This is a genomic window from Moraxella canis (assembly GCF_002014965.1).
Lineage (GTDB): Bacteria > Pseudomonadota > Gammaproteobacteria > Pseudomonadales > Moraxellaceae > Moraxella > Moraxella canis.
Genome location: NZ_MUXT01000011.1, coordinates 15,457 through 33,472 on the forward strand (window position 1 = coordinate 15,457; position 18,016 = coordinate 33,472).

Sequence of the window (18,016 nt, forward strand, 5' to 3'; positions counted from 1 at the left end):
CCATCCTACAAAAGCAGCTGACGCTTACCGCTGTTATCCATCGATGAGACCAATCCACGCTCTTCCATCTGGTCAAGCAGACGCGCCGCGCGATTATATCCAATGCTAAACTTGCGCTGCACTGATGAGATGGATGGCTTTCTGGTCTCCACCACAAAAGCTGCCGCCGCTTCGTACAGCTCATCGCCATCAATGCCGCCGCCCATATCGCCACTGCCTTCGCCCTCAAATGAATAGCTGTCAGATAGATCAATATAGTCAGGCTTACCACGCTCACGCCAAGCATCACAGACTCGATTGACCTCATCATCATCCACATAAGCGCCATGTACACGCTCAGGATGATTTTTACCCGGTCCAATGAACATCATATCGCCATGACCCAGCATATCTTCGGCGCCGCCTTCTTCGATGATGGTGCGGCTATCGACTTTGGAGCTGACGCGCAGCGCAACACGAGAGGGAATATTCGCCTTGATCAAGCCTGTCACCACATTTACCGTTGGGCGCTGTGTGGCAAGCAGCAGATGAATGCCTGCGGCACGCGCTTTTTGAGCCAGACGCACAATTGGCTCTTCGGCAGTTTTGCCAAGCTGCATGATCATATCAGCAAATTCATCCGCCACAATCACAATCGTTGGCAGTGGCTTGAGCTTAGGCGGCTTATCTTGGCTGACACTGTGATTAATATTCCATAAAGGATCATAAATCGGTTCGCCCTCAGCTTCGGCGGCTTCTACTTTTTTATTAAACTCGCTGATTTTACGCACTCTCAGCTTACTCATCAGCTGATAGCGCCGCTCCATTTCATTGACGCACCACGTCAGCGCCGCCACGGCATCTTTCATGTCGGTGATGACAGGGGTCAATAGATGCGGAATATCGCCATAGTTGGCAAGCTCAAGCTGTTTTGGGTCAATGAGTACAAGTTTCAGCTCATCGGGCGTATATTTTAGCAGCATTGACAATAAAAATGAGTTCACCAGTACTGATTTACCCGATCCTGTCGTGCCTGCCACAAGCATGTGAGGTGCTTTGGCTAAATCAGCAATCACAGGCTTACCGCTGATATCTTTACCGACGGCGATGGCGATTTGATTGTTTGGGCTTTTATAATCTTCTGTGTCCAATAGCTCAATCAGATGCACCATCTCACGCTTTTGATTGGGCACCTCGATACCAATATAAGGCTTGCCTGGAATCACCTCAACCACACGCAAAGATGCTTTGGACATCGAGCGTGCCAAATCTTGAGATACGCGCGTGACTCGGCTTGCCTTGACCCCTGGCGCAAGCTCAACCTCAAAGCGTGTCACCACAGGACCCACCATCGCCGAAATCACTTGGGCTTGGATATTAAATTCTTGAAGCTTAATCTCCAAAAGCTCTGAGGCTTGCTGAAGTTCATCCTCACTAACCTTGGGTTTGTTGGATAAATTGGGCTTATCCAACAAGTCTAGCTCAGGAATCGGCGTCAAGCTCAAACGATAGCTTAATGTATCCATCGCACGCGACTGCACAGGCGCTGGGGATTGTTTTGATTTGGGCGCTTGATCAGTCTGCTCTTGGGAAGGCTGCTCATCTTCCAAGATATTGGACTTAGGTGTGGTGTCCTTGATCGCTTCTAGTTTTTCGCTCCGATCTTCATCAAGAGCCGGGGCGACTTTTTGAATCGTTTTAAAGCGCTCCACTGTCGATGGGCTCTTCTGTGCCTGATCGGACGGCTGATTTGGCTCATCCAAACCCTTGGTATCATCCGACTGATGATTGTATGCCATTGGGTCAGTTTTGGCTGCTTGTGCAGTTTCTTGGCGCATTTTTTCTGCCTGTGCTTCGGCAGCTTGTTTATGAGCTTCATTCTCACGCTCAGCGATCAGCTCATCGCGCAGTCCAGAATGGCGCAAAAAGCTCTCAAGGGCGCCGTCATGATTATGTGGCGTGCTCACCACGGCTGGCGCTGCAGGGCTGATCTCTTCATCCAACATGGCGCCGTCTGCATGCTTTGGCTTAGGCTCTGATTCTGTTATAGAGGTATGTTTATCGCCGCCAATCCACTGAAACGCCAGACCCATCAGATGACGCCAACGAATCTCAAAGCTTAGCAAAGATATGATGACAATCATACCAACTAAAAGTAGAGCTGTCACCGTCTCACCAAAGATGGCAGCAAGACTTTTTTGAAGCTCAAATCCAATCGCCCCACCCATCCGCGTAGCAAGTAAAGCATCCGTAATCTCGCCGATATAAGCAAGCAAGGCACTGACAAACAATATCAACAGCCCATAAGCAAATAATCTTAGCACCCAAAATAGCTTCACATGCGTCCACCACAGCCGCACCAACTCATACGCCAGCACAAGCACAGCCACCCACGCCCCAAAACCAAATAAGGTATGCAAAATGTCCGCCACCCACGCACCAAGCGGTCCACCGACATTATTAATGGTCGAATGACTGCCAACATGCGACCATGCCGAATCCGCTGGATCATAAGACAAGAGCGATAAAAATAAAAATACCAACAATACGATACCAAAGATACTAAAAATCAGTTGCTTGATGGTTGGCAGCTTACCCATGAGACGGGTAATGGTCGGATTTTGAAATAGATTACTCATGATGACTCGTCGGCAGGCGATGGGCGTCTTATATTTGACATAACTGTCTATTATAGCGAATTTGATTCAATTAGCCAAACATTTGCAGCTTGTCAAATAAAGCCACGCCTTATTTGACAAGCTTAGGCGGCTGATCGACACACAATAGGCTGACTCTTCAGCCATCTTTAAGATGAGCAGACACGCCCATTGATCATTTAGGGCTTAGGCAACAGACCCATCTCAGTCAAGATTTCATTTGCCGCACGATAAGCCTCTTGGGTGGCAGGTGCGCCGCAATAAGGCAAGCTGTGTAGCAGCACTTCTTGGATTTCTTCAAGGCTTGCGCCATTATTCACCGCTCCGCGAATATGACCTTTGAGCTCGGTTGGGCTTTTTTGAGCAATCAAAAACGCCATCGTCACCAAAGAACGCGTTTTTTTATCAATGCCGCCGCGTTGCCAAGTCGAGCCCCACGCGTGCTCATTGATCCAATCTTGTAAAGGCTCATTAAAAGGCGTCACCTGCCCCATCGAACGCTCAACGTGCGCCTCGCCCATCACTTGCTTGCGCACTGCCACGCCATTTTGATAAGTGCTGTTTTTATCGTTGATACTACTCATGTCATTTCCTTATTGATTAAAATGAATATCAAATATCTTAAGGGCGTATTTCCCCATGCCCAAAGACCACCCATTTTTCGCTCGTCAAACCGTGTAAGCCCACTGGACCACGCGCATGGATTTTATCGGTAGAAATGCCAATTTCTGCACCCAAACCGTATTCAAAGCCATCCGCAAAGCGGCTTGAAGCATTAACCATGACACTGGAGGAGTCGACTTGGCGGATAAATGTATTGGCAGCGCGGTAATTTTCAGTGATGATCACATCCGTATGGTGGCTGCCGTAGTGATTAATGTGAGCAATCGCCGCCGATAAATCATCAACCACTTTCACTGCCAATATCGGCGCCAGATATTCGGTGTACCAATCTTCTTGTGTGGCTTGAACCAAATTCAGCTGGGCATCTTTTAACAGCGCAAGCGATCGCTCACACACGCGAAATTCCATGGCGTCATTGACAGCGTGCATGGCGGACAAAATCTTGGGCAGCGCTTGATCGGCGATTTTTTCATGCACCAGCAGCGTCTCCATAACATTACAAGGCGCATACCGAGATGTCTTGGCGTTCACGGATACCTCGATCGCCATTTTTAGGTCAGCATCTTGATCAATGAACGTGTGGCAATTACCATCTAGGTGCTTAATCACAGGCACTGTCGCACCGCGGCTGATCCGCTCAATCAGACCTTTGCCGCCGCGCGGGATGATGACATCGACCGTTTGTTTCATGGTAATCAGGCTATCGACTGCCGCGCGGTCTGTGGTGGTGAGCACCTGCACAATGTCGGTAGGCAGATTGACCTTTGCTAAGCCTTCATGAATACACAAGGCGATCGCTTGATTTGAGTGATAAGCTTCTGAGCCGCCGCGCAGGATGATGGCATTGCCTGATTTGATGGCAAGACTTGCCGCCTCAAGCGTGACATTAGGACGAGATTCATAAATCATACCAATCACACCAAGCGGCACACGCATCTTACCCAGCTGAATACCCGATGGGCGGTAGGTCAAATCGCTGATCTCCCCAATCGGATCAGGCAGCGTGATCACATCATCCAAAGAAGCGATCATGCCCTCAAAACGCGCATCGTTTAAGATCAGCCTATCCAATAAGGCAGCATCAAGCTCATTATTTTTTCCATTTTGGACATCGATGGCATTCGCAGCCAGCACGTGATCTTTTTGAGTGAGTAGCACTGATTTGATGGCGGTCAGTGCGTGATTTTTTGTTTTGGTATCAGCCGCCGCCAACACAGCAGACGCCTGCTTAGCTTTGGTGCCGACCGATTGCATATAAGCAGCAACATCAAACGATTGAGCAGTCATAACTTTCCCTAATAACAGTGACAACCATCAATTGTAAGCATAAAATTATCAAAATACCACCCCGAATGATTGCAAATCTCAATAAATACAGAAAAAATTGCGAAAAATATTTTGTCTTTATGGCTTTTTGGGGTAAAATTATAGTGCTAAATTTTGTTTTGATGAAATTGTATAGATATTTGCTGGCCTTTTGTGCTGATTTTCACCTGTTTTAGGATTTTTCATGACCGATTCACGCCCCATTGCCCTGGATTTACAAGACATTCATAAAAGCTATGGCTCACTTGAGGTGTTAAAAGGTGTGTCTTTGACTGCGCACGATGGCGATGTGATCAGTATTTTGGGTTCATCAGGCTCTGGCAAGTCCACTTTACTACGCTGCATCAATCTGCTTGAAAAGCCAACGTCTGGCAAAATCATCGTCGGTCAAGAAGAACTAAAACTGAAATCGCACAAAGGCGAATTGGTCGCTGCCGACAATAAACAGCTTGAAAAATTTCGCTCAAAAATCGGCTTTGTGTTCCAAAACTTCAATTTGTGGCCGCACAAAACCATTTTACAAAATATCATCGAAGGTCCCACCCAAGTGCTTGGCATCTCAAAAGCCGATGCCATCAAAGACGCCGAGCGTCTTTTGACTAAGGTCGGGCTTTTGGATAAAAAGGATGCCTATCCTGACAACTTGTCAGGCGGTCAGCGTCAGCGCGTGGCGATCGCTCGTTCGCTTGCGATGCATCCACAAGTACTGCTGTTTGATGAGCCGACCTCTGCACTAGATCCTGAGTTGGTCAATGAAGTGCTGTCGGTGATGCGTGAGTTGGCTGCCGAAGGTCGCACCATGCTCATCGTCACGCATGAGATGCGCTTTGCTCGTGAAGTCTCAAGCAAAGTGGTGTTTTTACATCAAGGTCGCATTGAAGAAATTGGCACGCCTGAAGAAGTGTTTGACCACCCAAAATCAGCGCGCGTACGCGAATTTATGGCATCGCACCGCTAATTTTATTTTTGCCAAATTTTTATTAACCCAAGGAATTTATCATGATGAAACCATTTGCCACTTTGGCAGCTGTTGCCTGTGTTGCTTTGGTTGGTTGCACCAAAGAAGAAGCCAACACCCAAACAGCGGCGCCTGCCGAACAAGCCCAAAAAAGCATTGTTATCGCAACTGAAGCTGCCTATCCTCCCTTTAATGATACCGATGCCAGTGGCAAGATTGTCGGTTTTGATGTGGACGTGATGAATGCCTTGTGTGCCGAGATGAATGCTGACTGCCAAATCATCGCTCAAGATTGGGACGGCTTGATCCCAAGCTTATTGGCAGGTAAATATGACGCCATCATCGCAGGCATGTCTATCACTCCTGAGCGTCAGGCGCAGGTGGATTTTTCGGATTCTTATTTTTCAAATACCATCGTTTGGCTTGCCAAAAATGACGGCAGTTTTGATCCAAATGACATCACCAACAAAACTCTTGCCAGTCAGCGCGGTACCACTGGCGCTGCCTACATCACCGAAAAATATGATGGCAAAGACGGCAACCGTGTTCAGCTACATGACACCTACACCAACTCTTATTTGGATATGAAAGCCGGACGCAATCATGCAGTCATGGCTGAAAAGGTCTCGGCTGCCGATTGGCTTAAGCAAGAAGGCAATGGTGAGTTTGGCTTAATCGGTGAAGAGATTGACAATAACGACCACTTGGGTATCGCCGTGCGCAAAGGCGATAGCCTAAAAGCTGAATTTGATGCAGCTTTAGCCAAAATCAAAGAAAGCGGTAAATTGGCAGAAATTGAAAAAGCGCACTTTCAATAAGCTGATTTTTAGGTTTGGCGCATCTGCCTTTGGGTGCGCTGATTATCCATTCTTACATATTAAGCGTATTAAGGGGTTATCATGAAAACACTGTTAAAATTTACCGCAGCCACACTTTGTGTTTCTTTACTTGCCGCGTGCAGCAACGACCAGCCTGCGGCTAATACCGAAACTGCCACCAATCCCAATAGCTCAACCGCCCAAAGAGAGCTCATCATCGCGACCGAATCTAGCTTTAAGCCATTTAGCTATCTGGACAATCAAGGTCAACTGGTGGGCTTTGAGATTGACTTGGCAAATGCGCTGTGCGAGCAGATGCAAGCCGACTGTCAAATCGTCAGCCAAGACTGGGACAGCCTGATTCCAAGTTTAAATGCCAATAAATCTGATGCCATCATGGCAGGCATGTCCATCACCGAAGAGCGCCTAAATGCAGTGGACTTTAGCGAGCCTTATTTTGATAATACGCTTGTGCTGATTGGCAAAAAAGGCAATGCCGCTACCATCGATGACATCGCAGGTAAAACTGTTGCAACACAGCAAGCAACCGTTTCGGCTGAATATCTTCAAAAAAATTATCCAGACGCCATCATCAAAACTTATGATAAACAAGACAATGCTTATCTTGATTTGACTGCTGGTCGTGCTGAATTCATGCTGTCTGATGTCGTGCCTGCCGCTGACTGGCTGACCACTGATGCTGGTTCTGAATTTGAAATCAAAGGCGCGCCCATTGACATCGGCGATAAAGTTGGCATCGCTGTGCGTAAAGGCAATCCTTTAAAAGCAGACTTTGACGCTGCGCTTGCCAGCCTAAAAACTAACGGCAAATATGATGAAATTGTTGCCAAATACTTTGACAGCCAAGCGGTAGGTCAATAAGTTTGGCTAATGGCGCTGTCGCTTTGAGGTGATTCAAAGCGACACCATCGAGAATTTTAGTAACACCAAATCAAGGAGTAGATTGTGAAATTTAAAACATTTGGACTGATGGCAGCCATTATTGGCGCATTTAGTATCTCAGCTTGTAGCGGTCAAAATGAACAAAGCGCAGCGGGCAGTGGTGACGCCCTGCGTATTGCCACCGAAGGCGCTTATGCACCGTTTAACTACACCAATCCAGACGGTAGTTTAGGCGGTTTTGATGTGGATATCGCTAATGCCTTATGCGAAAAAATGCAAACCAAATGTGAGATCATCGCTCAAGATTGGGACGGCATCATACCATCTCTAAAAACAGGCAAGTTTGATGCCATCGTTGCGGCAATGTCAGTGACCCCTGAGCGCAGCGAGCAAGTGGATTTTAGTGAGCCTTACTATATCAACTCTTTGGTATTTTTGGCAAAAAAAGGCTCAGATTTTGATCCAACCAGTGCGGACGCGATCAATGCCGCCAAGATCGTCGCTCAGCGCTCAACCATCTCAAGTCAGTGGTTGACCCAAGCTTATCCAGACAGCAAGCCGCAGCTGTATGATACGCTGGACAATGCTTTTATTGACTTGGGTAATGAGCGTGCTGATGCGATGATTTCTGATAAGCTGCCAGCATTGACTTGGCTTAGCTCAGATTTGGGTCAAAATTTTGAGATCAAAGGTGAGGATATCGATATCGACGACAAAATCTCAATCGCTGTCGATAAAGGTAACACCGCATTATTACAAAAGCTCAATGAGGCTTTGGCTGCAATCAAGGCTGATGGCACTTATAAACAAATTGTCATTGAGCACTTTGGCGAAGCAGGTATGCCAAACAACATTGAATAAGGCTTCTAAGAAGTCATAAAAAACTCTGCGCTTTCGGCGGTAAAACCCATCGCCGAAAGTTGCTTTTTGTATGGCAATTTGATTTTTGCTAAACCATCCTTTGATGATTGGCTGAGTGGTTTACCCAAAACCAATCAATCTCAGCGATCAACTGATGGTATTTTTTAATTTAAGGTACTGGCGTGTTTGACTTACAAGGCTACGGCCCCATTTTATTGCAAGGTACAATTTTAACCATAAAACTTGGGCTTGCCAGTTTGGTGTTTGGTCTGTTATTTGGTTTGCTTGGTGCGCTTGCCAAGCTTTCTGGCGTTTGGATATTACAAAAAATTGCCAATGCCTATACGACGATTGTCCGCGGTATTCCTGAGCTTTTGATGGTTTTTTTCATCTTCTTTGGCGGTAGTGTCATTTTGGCCGCCATCGCAAGACAAATGGGCTACGCAGGGCGCATTGATGTGAGTCAATTTTGGGCAGGGGTTGCCGCCCTATCTATCATGTTTGGTGCTTATGCAACCGAAGTTTTTCGCATGGCGATTCAGGATATCCCCAAAGGGCAATGGGAGTCCGCTCAAAGCATCGGCATGACGCCAGTACAAACTTTGACGCGCATTATCCTACCTCAGATGTGGATGGTGGCATTGCCTGGTCTTGGTAACTTAACTTTGGTACTGCTTAAAGACACCGCCTTGGTTTCGTTGATTGGTTTACAAGACTTGATGTATTTTTCACAGCGTGCCGCGCAATCCACCCAAAAACCTTTTACCTTCTATTTGACTGCTGCTTTCATCTATTTGGCTTTGACGTCAGTGATTACGCTTTTTACCATGTGGTGTGAATCTCGCGCCAACCCTGCTGCACGGTATGCTAAGCTACTTCACAAACACTCAGGGGGTCGATCATGAACTGGAACTGGCAAGCAATTATTAAATATTTTCCAGATTTGCTCGCTGCATCGGTCACCACCATTGAGCTTGTGGTGCTGTCTTGCGCTTTGGGTCTTGTGTTTGGTGTCATTCTTGGTCTGTGGCGACTTTCTCCAGTATTGTGGCTTCGAGCCATTCCGGCAGCTTACATTTTTTTCTTTCGCGGCACGCCTTTACTGGTTCAGATTTTCTTAATTTACTATGGCTTGGGGCAATTTAGCGCCCTAAAAGAATCCTTTCTTTGGGAGCCTGTTTTTAGCCAAGCCTACTGGTGCGCCATCATCGCCTTTACCTTAAATACTTCAGCCTATATCGGTGAAATCGTCCGCGGTGCAGTCATGGCCGTGCCTGCCGGAGAGCTGGAAGCTGCTGACGCCATTGGTATGTCGAGACTGCAAAAATTGCGCCGCGTCACTCTGCCGCGCGCCTTTGGCATCATGATACCTGCCTATAGCAATGAAGTGATATTCATGCTCAAGGGGAGTGCTTTGGCAGCGTCCATTACAGTGGTTGAACTGACGCATAAGGCTCGAGACATCATTGCCGTCACATATCTTAATTTGGAGATGTTTTTTGCCGCTGGTGTGATTTATTTGGTCATCAGTTGGGTATTTTTATTTATGTTCCGCCAATTTGAGCGCCATGTGAATCGCCATAAACGCTATATTCCGCCTGTGGTGAATCCAAATCCACCGATTTAATTTAGGAAGACTTATGACATTACATACCATTATTTTGGCTGCCGGAAAAGGCACCCGCATGAAATCTAGCCGACCCAAAGTTTTGCAAACCTTGGCAGGCAAGGCTTTGGTTCAGCATGTTTTAGATACCTGCACACAAATTCAAGCAGATGGCACGATTTTGATTTATGGCTTTGGCGGTGAGATGGTCAAAAAGGCACTGTCTGCCTATCCGATCACCTTTGCTGAACAAACGCAGCAGCTAGGCACAGGTCACGCGGTCAAGATGGCACTGCCCTATCTGCCAAAAGAAGGTAAGAGCCTTATTTTATATGGCGATGTACCCCTAACTCAAGCCGACACCTTACAAAACCTTGTTAAGGCCAATACCAGCGGCATCTCGATGCTGACTTTGAATGTTGAGCATCCGTTTGGTTTGGGGCGGATTGTCCGAGATCAGGGCAAGGTCGTTGCCATCGTCGAAGAAAAAGACGCCGATGCCCAACAACAGCTAATCACAGAAATTAACAGCGGTATCTATTGTGTGGACAATGCACTGCTACACAAGTACCTACCCATGCTCACTAATGACAATGCCCAAGGCGAATATTATTTGACAGATATTGTTAAATTGGCTGTTAATGATGGCATTGAGATTGCGACCATTGAGCCTGAGTTTGCCTTTGAGATTGAGGGCGTTAATGATCGCATTCAGCTTGCTAATCTTGAGCGAGCCTTTCAATCACACCAAGTTTATCAGCTACAATTGGCTGGCGTACAGTTCGCCGACCCAAGTCGAGTCGATATTCGTGGCACATTGACCTGCGATCAAGATGTTTTTATTGATATTAATACAGTGTTTGCAGGCGACGTCCATTTGGGTGAAGGCGTGCGGATTGATGCAGGCAATGTCATTACTAACAGTCGCATTGGCAACCAAACCCACATTAAAGCCCACTGCGTCATTGATGACAGTCTAATTGGTCAACATGTGGCTATTGGACCATTTGCCCATCTAAGATCAAAAACCGTACTGGCAGATGATGTCAAAATTGGTAATTTTGTCGAAACTAAGAAAACGACCGTCGGTGTCGGCAGCAAGATTAATCATCTCAGTTATGCTGGTGACAGTATCATCGGACAAGATGTGAACGTTGGCGCCGGTGTGATTACATGTAACTATGATGGCGTAAATAAGTTTACCACGACAATTGGTGACCGCGCTTTCATTGGCAGTAATTCAAGCTTAGTCGCTCCTGTGACGATCGGCAGTGATGCAACGATCGGCGCAGGATCGGTCATCACCAAAGATGCCCAAGAAAATGCTTTGACACTAGCCAGAGCAAAACAAGCCACCATCACAGGTTGGTCTCGCCCTACTAAAAAGACCAAATGATGACCACTGAATATTTGGTCCATGCCGCTTAACCAAAAATAAATGCCGCTAAGTTTAGCGGCATTTATAATGGCAAAAAGCTTATCTTTTTTCGCCAAGTTTTGCACTGATCTCACGCAGCAGTAGAATCTCCTCTGCTGGCTCTTCTGGCGCTGCTGGCTCTTCTGCCTTACGGCGTAATTTGTTCATCGCCTTGACCATCATAAAGATGATAAATGCCAAAATGATGAAGTTGATAACAACTGTAATAAAGCTGCCATAAGCCAGCATCGGTGCGCCCGCTTCTTTAAGCGCTTCATAAGTCATCGGCACGCCAGCTGGCGCATCACCCAACAATATGAACATATTTTTAAAGTCGAACTCACCACCCATGATGAATGCAATGATCGGCATGATCACATCTTCAACCAACGATGTAGTGATCTTACCAAAAGCCGCACCGATGATTACACCGACCGCCAAATCCATCACATTGCCTTTTAAGGCAAATTCTTTAAATTCTTGAACTAAACTCATGATATATACTCAAATATCAATTAAAATAAGCACATCCGACCATCCAAATCCATACAACCGGTTTAAAATCGCATGCACACAGCAGACAATAAAGTCATCCACAGCGGCGCTGAACTTCAACACCGCCGCCAAGGCTATCAATCTTTTTTACGACTAAAGCGCTTGCGCTCATTTTCAGTCAAATAACGTTTACGAATGCGAATCGATTTGGGTGTCACTTCAACCAATTCATCATCTTCGATGAACTCAAGCGCCTGCTCAAGCGTATAATCCAGCGCCGGCGTCAAAATGATCGCATCGTCAGAGCCTGAAGCTCGAATATTGGTCAGCTGCTTGGCTTTGGTTGGGTTCACTACCATATCATCGGAGCGTGAATTGATGCCAATGATCATGCCTTCGTACACTTCAAGCTGCGGCTTGGCAAATAAACGGCCGCGCTCTTGTAAGCTAAATAACGCATAAGCCAAGCAAGTGCCTGTGACCATCGATACCAGAACACCATTTTGGCGCTTAGCCACCGTACCTTCTTTGGCAGGACCATAGTGGCTAAAGCTAGAAGTCATGATACCTGTACCTGACGTCATAGTCAAAAAGGCTGAACGAAAACCGATCAAGCCGCGAGAAGGAACAGTCGCTTCAATGCGAATACGACCTTTGCCATCAACTTCCATATTGGTCAGCTCGCCCTTACGGTTGCCCATCTCCTGCATGACCGCGCCTTGATGCTGCTCCTCAACATCAAAAGTGACATTTTCGAATGGCTCGCACACAACGCCATCAATTTCTTTCATGATCACTTGCGGGCGAGAAACACCAAGCTCAAAGCCTTCGCGGCGCATATTTTCAATCAATACTGACAAATGCAGCTCGCCACGACCTGAAACTTTAAATTTTTCTGGACTGTCCGTATCTTCGACGCGCAGCGCAACATTATGAATCAATTCACGATCAAGGCGCTCACGAATATTACGCGAAGTCACGAACTTACCCTCTTTACCGGCAAACGGTGAATCATTGACCTGAAAAGTCATCGAGACCGTCGGCTCATCAACAGACAGTGCCGGCAGCGCTTCAACATGCTGAGGATCACAAATCGTATCAGAGATGTTCAAAGCATCGATACCTGTAATACAGACAATATCCCCTGCCTGAGCGGATTCAACATCAACACGCTCAAGACCATGATAGCCCATGATCTTTAAAATGCGACCATTTCGCTTGTTACCATCTTTATCGATGATTGCAACCGGAGTATTTGTTTTGATAGACCCTCTTTGGATACGACCAACCCCAATCACCCCAACAAAGCTATTGTAGTCAAGGCTTGAGATCTGCATTTGAAATGGTCCATCAACATCAACTTTAGGCGGCTCAACAATGTCCACAATCGTCTCAAACAATGGTGTCATGTCTTCGGCAAGATTATCTGGCTCAAGTCCTGCGATACCATTAATACCCGATGCGTAGACAATGGGAAAATCCAGTTGCTCATCAGTTGCCTCAAGGCTGTCAAATAAATCAAATACTTGATCAATTACCCAATCTGCACGAGCCGCTGGTTTATCAATTTTATTAATGATTACAATCGGCTTAAGCCCACGAGCGAATGCTTTTTGAGTCACAAATCGCGTTTGTGGCATGGGACCTTCTTGAGAATCCACCAATAGCAGTACGCAGTCAACCATCGACATAACGCGCTCAACCTCACCACCAAAATCGGCGTGCCCTGGGGTATCGACGATGTTGATACGGTACTCGGTATTAGTGCGCTTATCTGTCCATCGGATAGCGGTATTTTTTGCTAGGATAGTGATCCCTCGTTCAGACTCAAGGGCGTTTGAGTCCATTACGCGTTCAATTTCACCAGAGCGCTCACCCAGCGCCCCTGATTGTTGTAGAAGTTTATCAACTAAGGTAGTTTTACCGTGGTCAACGTGAGCGATAATTGCGATATTACGCAAGTGCTTAATGTCGTTTGCCATATATACTCATATAAATTATGATCGTGCGATTTGCTCGATGTAATGAAAAGCCAATTGTTGGGCACAATAACCCAATTTTTTAAAGCCAAGAAAACTGTTTATTATAACATAAGTTCAGATTGTATAATTAAAAAAGATTTAAACAACAAATACAAAAAGCCACCTGTCATGGGTGGCTTTTTGTTGTGCTGCTTACATACTACAAGCAACTTTCTAAATTATGGTTGAACAACCATATCTTTAGTTTGATCTACAGTAGTAGTTTTGCTACCAGTGATCACAGCTTCTACACGGCGGTTCATCGCTTTGCCTTCAGCAGTGGTGTTTGGAGCGATCGGACGATCGAAACCATAGCCTACAGCATTCAGACGATTTGGAGCGATACCAAACTCGTTAGATAGCATTGACTTCACAGCATTTGCACGAGCTTCAGATAGACGTTGGTTATAACGTGCATTTGAGCGTGCTGAGTCACGTGAAGCGTGACCTTCAATGGTTGCTGTTGCATTTGGGAACTCGCGCATTTGAGCAGCGACTTTAGCAACTTCTTCACGATATTGTGGCTTGATCGCTGATTTATCGTAATCGAAGAATACGCGAAGCTCTTGACGTAGCTCTTCTACCAGGTTAACTTGAACTGGGCAGCCACGTGCATCAACTACAGTGTTCATTGGAGTGCCTGGGCATGCGTCTAGATGATCAGGTACGCCGTCTTGGTCTGAGTCAACGATAGTATCTTCAATAACCACAGTATCAACCACTGGAGCTACTGGCTCAGCCACTGGAGCGACTGGTACTGCAGGTGCCAAACGACCACCTAGAGTCACTTCTAGACCAGCCAAAGCTAGACCTTCCCACCATTTGTTATCAAAATTATGGATGGCACGAGCTTCACCACGGAACGCAAGGGCATCATTTACTAAGTAACGAGCACCAAGACCTAAGTTACCGATAGTGTCTTTAGACTCAGCGACTTCTTGACCTGCGCGAACAAGCTGACCTGCTTTAATATCTTGACCGTTAGCTGCGTCAGCAACATATGCTTCAGTTGCTTCTACTTTGATCTTAGATTGACCAGCACCGATCAATACATATGGTTTGAACTTATTAGCTGGATTATAACCAGTGAACTGCTCGGTACCGATCAAGAAGTTACCGCTGATGGTTTCTTGCTCTGCATCAAAACGATGTGCAGACTTGTCTGAAGACTGTGCATCACGGTTAGATACACCGTATTCAACTTGGAACTGAGTTGATGGGGTCAATTCAATACCGATTGCCGCACCAGTCCATAGATCGCTGTCTAATGCAACACCACCATTTTGTGGGTTATTAGTATTGCTACCAGTATTAAGCTGTTTACCAGTACGAAGGATTTCGCGCTGATCATCATGAGCTTCGTCAGTGTAGTGATAGCCAAGTAACAATGGGCTAACAGTTACGCCAGCTTGAGCAGCAACAGGCGCTGCAGCTGCAGCGATTACCGCAAGAGCGATTTTGTTAAATTTCATAAATTCCTCCAAGGAATGGTTGGTTTTTCAAGATTACCGCACCTATTTTAGCATAGCTATCCAACACCTGCCAATAATCTGTTACAAAATTCTTCAGATTCTGGGCGACCAATGAGTCACGCTGCTAATAGGTATTTATTGTGGCTTGTAGGCTTAGCTTAATAGCAAATGAATTTATTTACAACCTTTTTTTGAATAAAAATACATAATATTACACAACCATCATCATTGTTTACGATTTTCTTTCTAAAGGGTTAATTATTTATCATTTTACCTTCAGTAAAGGCTGCCTTCATCGCTTTCACTGCACTCTCAAGACCCATAAACACCGCATCAGCAATCAATGCATGACCAATATTTAGCTCATGGATGCCTTCAATTTGGGCAATGGCTGCAACATTATCACGCGTCAAGCCATGACCGGCATTAACCAATAGCGAAGAATTGGCTTGCGCGTAGGCAGCTGCTTGTTTGATGCGCTCAAGCTCATGGTCAATCTTGGCTTGATCATTTTGTAAAGTGGCATGGGCATAAGTGCCAGTATGCAGCTCGATGGCATCAGCACCCAAAGCAATTGCAGCATCAATTTGATTTAAATCTGGATCTATGAATAAAGACACCCGAATGCCTGCCTGCTGAAGGCTGTGTACGAATGCTTGAAAATTTGGCAAATTGACAACATCAAGTCCGCCTTCGGTGGTGAGCTCTTGGCGTTTTTCAGGAACAAGGCACACCCATGCTGGACGCACTTTAAGTGCGATACCAAGCATCTCATCTGTCACCGCCATCTCAAGATTCATGCGAGTCTTGAGCCGCTTAGCCATTTCATACACATCGGCATCGCGGATATGTCGACGATCTTCACGCAGGTGCAATGTAATCCCCGATGCGCCCGCCTGCTCGCAGATGAGCGCTCCTTCAATAGGACAAGGATAATCCACGCCGCGCGCATTTCTTAATGTTGCAATGTGGTCAATATTAACGCCTAATAATGGTTGGTTCATCATATTCCTTAATAAATTTAATCGCTATTGCAAATATTGGATGCTTTGCTGCCACAAGGTACGGCTGTGCAAGGGCTGATAGCCCAACAAATCATCCAAAAGCTCCTTTTGGATTTGGCTAAATTGATTCAAAAAACGCAAAGCAAGTTCTGGATCATCTATCGCAGCACCCATCTGTAAAATCTGGGCACCCGTATAGCGAGCACCACCGACCTTAATCTGGCGATCGGTCTGAGTCAGTGCAATGTGATCCAAAACAAAGCCCATTTGAGGGATATAGTAATAAATGGCATCAGCATTGATCGGTGCCCCATGCCCATCAACATAAAAATCCATCCCCACCCCAAGCTCTGAAAATAGCGCCCTTTCAAAGCTTCGTAAGTAAAGCTTCATGGCTTGCATCTCATCTGCCGGTGATAGTGACAGCCGATCAAGTGCGTGAAGTTTGGCAGTATTGGCATGATACACTTGCCACAGCTCAGGACAAGGGCTTTCGGTAGCAAGCAGCTTATAAAGCACTTCATTCATATATAAAAGCGCATACTGGACTCGCCCCGTGGTCAAGCCGTAACTGGTCTGACTCCAAGTGTCTTCACTTGACTGCGTTTTTAGCTGCTGCGCAAATTCACCTGAAAATCCCAAGCTGATTTGACTGAAACTTTTTAGTGATTTTGTGCCACTTGACATCAGCCAAATCGGCGCAAATAAAGGCATACCACGCGCGCCAACACCATGCACCACCCCCTGCTCATATGAAAAAAATTGATAAATCGCTCGCTTTTCTTGATAGGGACGCTGATGAAGCAAATAACCATTAAGCGCAGTGGCACGCATAAATCTGTCTCAAAATGTTTGGCTTAATAGCCCAAACTGTTCAGCGCGCGCTCATCATCACTCCAGCCACGCTTCACTTTTACCCAAAGAGTGAGCATGATCTTGCGATCAAACAGTACTTCCATATCTTTACGAGCGTCAATACCCACCTGTTTGATGCGAGCGCCTTTATCTCCAATAACGATCGACTTTTGACCCGCTCTTTCTACAAAAATCGTGGCATCAATGAATGTGACCGCCTTACGCCATTTGCCTGTTTCTGGATCACGGTGCGCAGGCTCATCCTTAAAAGTATCAATCTGCACGGTCAAATCATAAGGCACTTCATCACCTGAAGCACGCATGATTTTTTCGCGGATGATCTCCGATGCCAAAAAACGCTCTGAACGGTCAGTGATTTGCTCAGCATCAAAAATTGCAGGTCTGACCGGCAGATATTCACCAATGACAGACTGCAAGCGATCAAGATTATGGCGGCGGAGTGCAGAAACAGGGATAATATCTGCAAAGTCAAAACTTTCACTGAAGCTTTCGATCACGGGCAGTAGCTGGGCTTTATCTTTGATCGTGTCTGCCTTATTAATTACCAAAATAACGGGCAAATTGGTCGATGACAATTTCTCAAGCGTCAAAAGATCATCTTCTCGCCATTGAAGCCCATCGACCACGAACAGCACCACATCCACATCTGACAGCGCAGAGATTGCTGCTTTATTCATCCGCTCATTGATGGCGCGCACTTCTTTACTGTGAATGCCTGGGGTGTCAACAAACACGATCTGCATGTCTTCATCGGTTAAGATGCCATGAATGCGATGACGGGTTGTCTGCGGCTTTCTAGAAGTAATGGACAGCTTTTGTCCAAGCAGATGGTTCATGAGCGTCGATTTGCCGACATTGGGACGCCCAACAATCGCGACAAAACCCGCCTTAAAAGACTCATTTTTCGGCGTTGATTGACCTTCAAAAAACGCCGAGATGGTGTCTTCATTGTTGTGAGTTTTAGTATCGTCAGACATATTTTTCCTTATAGTTACTTTT

General features: G+C 46.1%; 16 protein-coding genes. 7 read left to right on the forward strand and 9 right to left on the reverse strand.

The genetic code is table 11. The features are described from left to right. Window positions 1-5 precede the first annotated feature (5 nt). From B0180_RS09425 to B0180_RS09435, 3 genes are all read right to left on the reverse strand, one after another. Complete coding sequence (locus tag B0180_RS09425) at window positions 6-2,618, reverse strand: DNA translocase FtsK (protein ID WP_078256682.1); 2,613 nt, start codon at window positions 2,616-2,618, stop codon at window positions 6-8. Between the two features lie 197 nt (window positions 2,619-2,815). Further along, window positions 2,816-3,220: a carboxymuconolactone decarboxylase family protein gene (locus B0180_RS09430; protein ID WP_049236961.1), complete on the reverse strand. Its 405-nt coding sequence runs from the start codon at window positions 3,218-3,220 to the stop codon at window positions 2,816-2,818. Window positions 3,221-3,257: 37 nt separating this feature from the next. Then, window positions 3,258-4,547 (reverse strand): glutamate-5-semialdehyde dehydrogenase, encoded by a 1,290-nt coding sequence (locus B0180_RS09435; protein ID WP_078256683.1) that lies wholly within the window; start codon window positions 4,545-4,547, stop codon window positions 3,258-3,260. 223 nt (window positions 4,548-4,770) lie between these two features. Here B0180_RS09435 and B0180_RS09440 point away from each other — a divergent pair, with 223 nt between their 5' ends. From B0180_RS09440 to glmU, 7 genes are all read left to right on the forward strand, one after another. Next, entirely contained in the window at window positions 4,771-5,544 is a 774-nt protein-coding gene (locus tag B0180_RS09440) for an ABC transporter ATP-binding protein (protein WP_049236955.1), read from the forward strand. 41 nt (window positions 5,545-5,585) lie between these two features. Beyond that, window positions 5,586-6,362: a transporter substrate-binding domain-containing protein gene (locus B0180_RS09445; protein ID WP_078256684.1), complete on the forward strand. Its 777-nt coding sequence runs from the start codon at window positions 5,586-5,588 to the stop codon at window positions 6,360-6,362. An 81-nt stretch (window positions 6,363-6,443) separates the two neighbouring features. After that, window positions 6,444-7,244 (forward strand): transporter substrate-binding domain-containing protein, encoded by an 801-nt coding sequence (locus tag B0180_RS09450; protein WP_078256685.1) that lies wholly within the window; start codon window positions 6,444-6,446, stop codon window positions 7,242-7,244. An 84-nt stretch (window positions 7,245-7,328) separates the two neighbouring features. Further along, window positions 7,329-8,126, forward strand: coding sequence for a transporter substrate-binding domain-containing protein (locus B0180_RS09455; protein ID WP_078256686.1), 798 nt, complete (start codon window positions 7,329-7,331; stop codon window positions 8,124-8,126). Between the two features lie 182 nt (window positions 8,127-8,308). Continuing rightward, window positions 8,309-9,031 (forward strand): ABC transporter permease, encoded by a 723-nt coding sequence (locus B0180_RS09460; protein ID WP_078256687.1) that lies wholly within the window; start codon window positions 8,309-8,311, stop codon window positions 9,029-9,031. Further along, window positions 9,028-9,753, forward strand: a complete 726-nt coding sequence (locus B0180_RS09465) for an ABC transporter permease (protein ID WP_078256688.1) — start codon at window positions 9,028-9,030, stop codon at window positions 9,751-9,753. Before B0180_RS09460 ends, B0180_RS09465 begins: the two co-directional genes overlap by 4 nt. Window positions 9,754-9,766: 13 nt before the next feature. Further along, complete coding sequence (glmU, locus tag B0180_RS09470) at window positions 9,767-11,128, forward strand: bifunctional UDP-N-acetylglucosamine diphosphorylase/glucosamine-1-phosphate N-acetyltransferase GlmU (protein WP_078256689.1); 1,362 nt, start codon at window positions 9,767-9,769, stop codon at window positions 11,126-11,128. An 81-nt stretch (window positions 11,129-11,209) separates the two neighbouring features. Here the strand turns inward: glmU and mscL are convergent, their stop codons facing one another. From mscL to era, 6 genes are all read right to left on the reverse strand, one after another. Continuing rightward, complete coding sequence (gene mscL / locus B0180_RS09475; RefSeq protein WP_078256690.1) at window positions 11,210-11,644, reverse strand: large conductance mechanosensitive channel protein MscL; 435 nt, start codon at window positions 11,642-11,644, stop codon at window positions 11,210-11,212. A 137-nt stretch (window positions 11,645-11,781) separates the two neighbouring features. After that, window positions 11,782-13,626, reverse strand: a complete 1,845-nt coding sequence (typA, locus tag B0180_RS09480; RefSeq protein ID WP_078256691.1) for a translational GTPase TypA — start codon at window positions 13,624-13,626, stop codon at window positions 11,782-11,784. A 218-nt stretch (window positions 13,627-13,844) separates the two neighbouring features. After that, a complete protein-coding gene (locus B0180_RS09485) occupies window positions 13,845-15,137 on the reverse strand; it encodes an OmpA family protein (RefSeq protein ID WP_078256692.1) in 1,293 nt (430 codons plus the stop codon). A 254-nt stretch (window positions 15,138-15,391) separates the two neighbouring features. Next, window positions 15,392-16,141 carry a pyridoxine 5'-phosphate synthase gene (gene pdxJ / locus B0180_RS09490; RefSeq protein ID WP_078256693.1) on the reverse strand — a complete coding sequence of 250 codons (750 nt, stop codon included), beginning with the start codon at window positions 16,139-16,141 and terminating at the stop codon, window positions 15,392-15,394. A gap of 24 nt (window positions 16,142-16,165) precedes the next feature. After that, window positions 16,166-16,975 carry a DNA repair protein RecO gene (gene recO / locus B0180_RS09495; RefSeq protein WP_078256694.1) on the reverse strand — a complete coding sequence of 270 codons (810 nt, stop codon included), beginning with the start codon at window positions 16,973-16,975 and terminating at the stop codon, window positions 16,166-16,168. 23 nt (window positions 16,976-16,998) lie between these two features. Then, window positions 16,999-17,994 (reverse strand): GTPase Era, encoded by a 996-nt coding sequence (era, locus tag B0180_RS09500; RefSeq protein ID WP_078256695.1) that lies wholly within the window; start codon window positions 17,992-17,994, stop codon window positions 16,999-17,001. Window positions 17,995-18,016 lie beyond the last annotated feature (22 nt).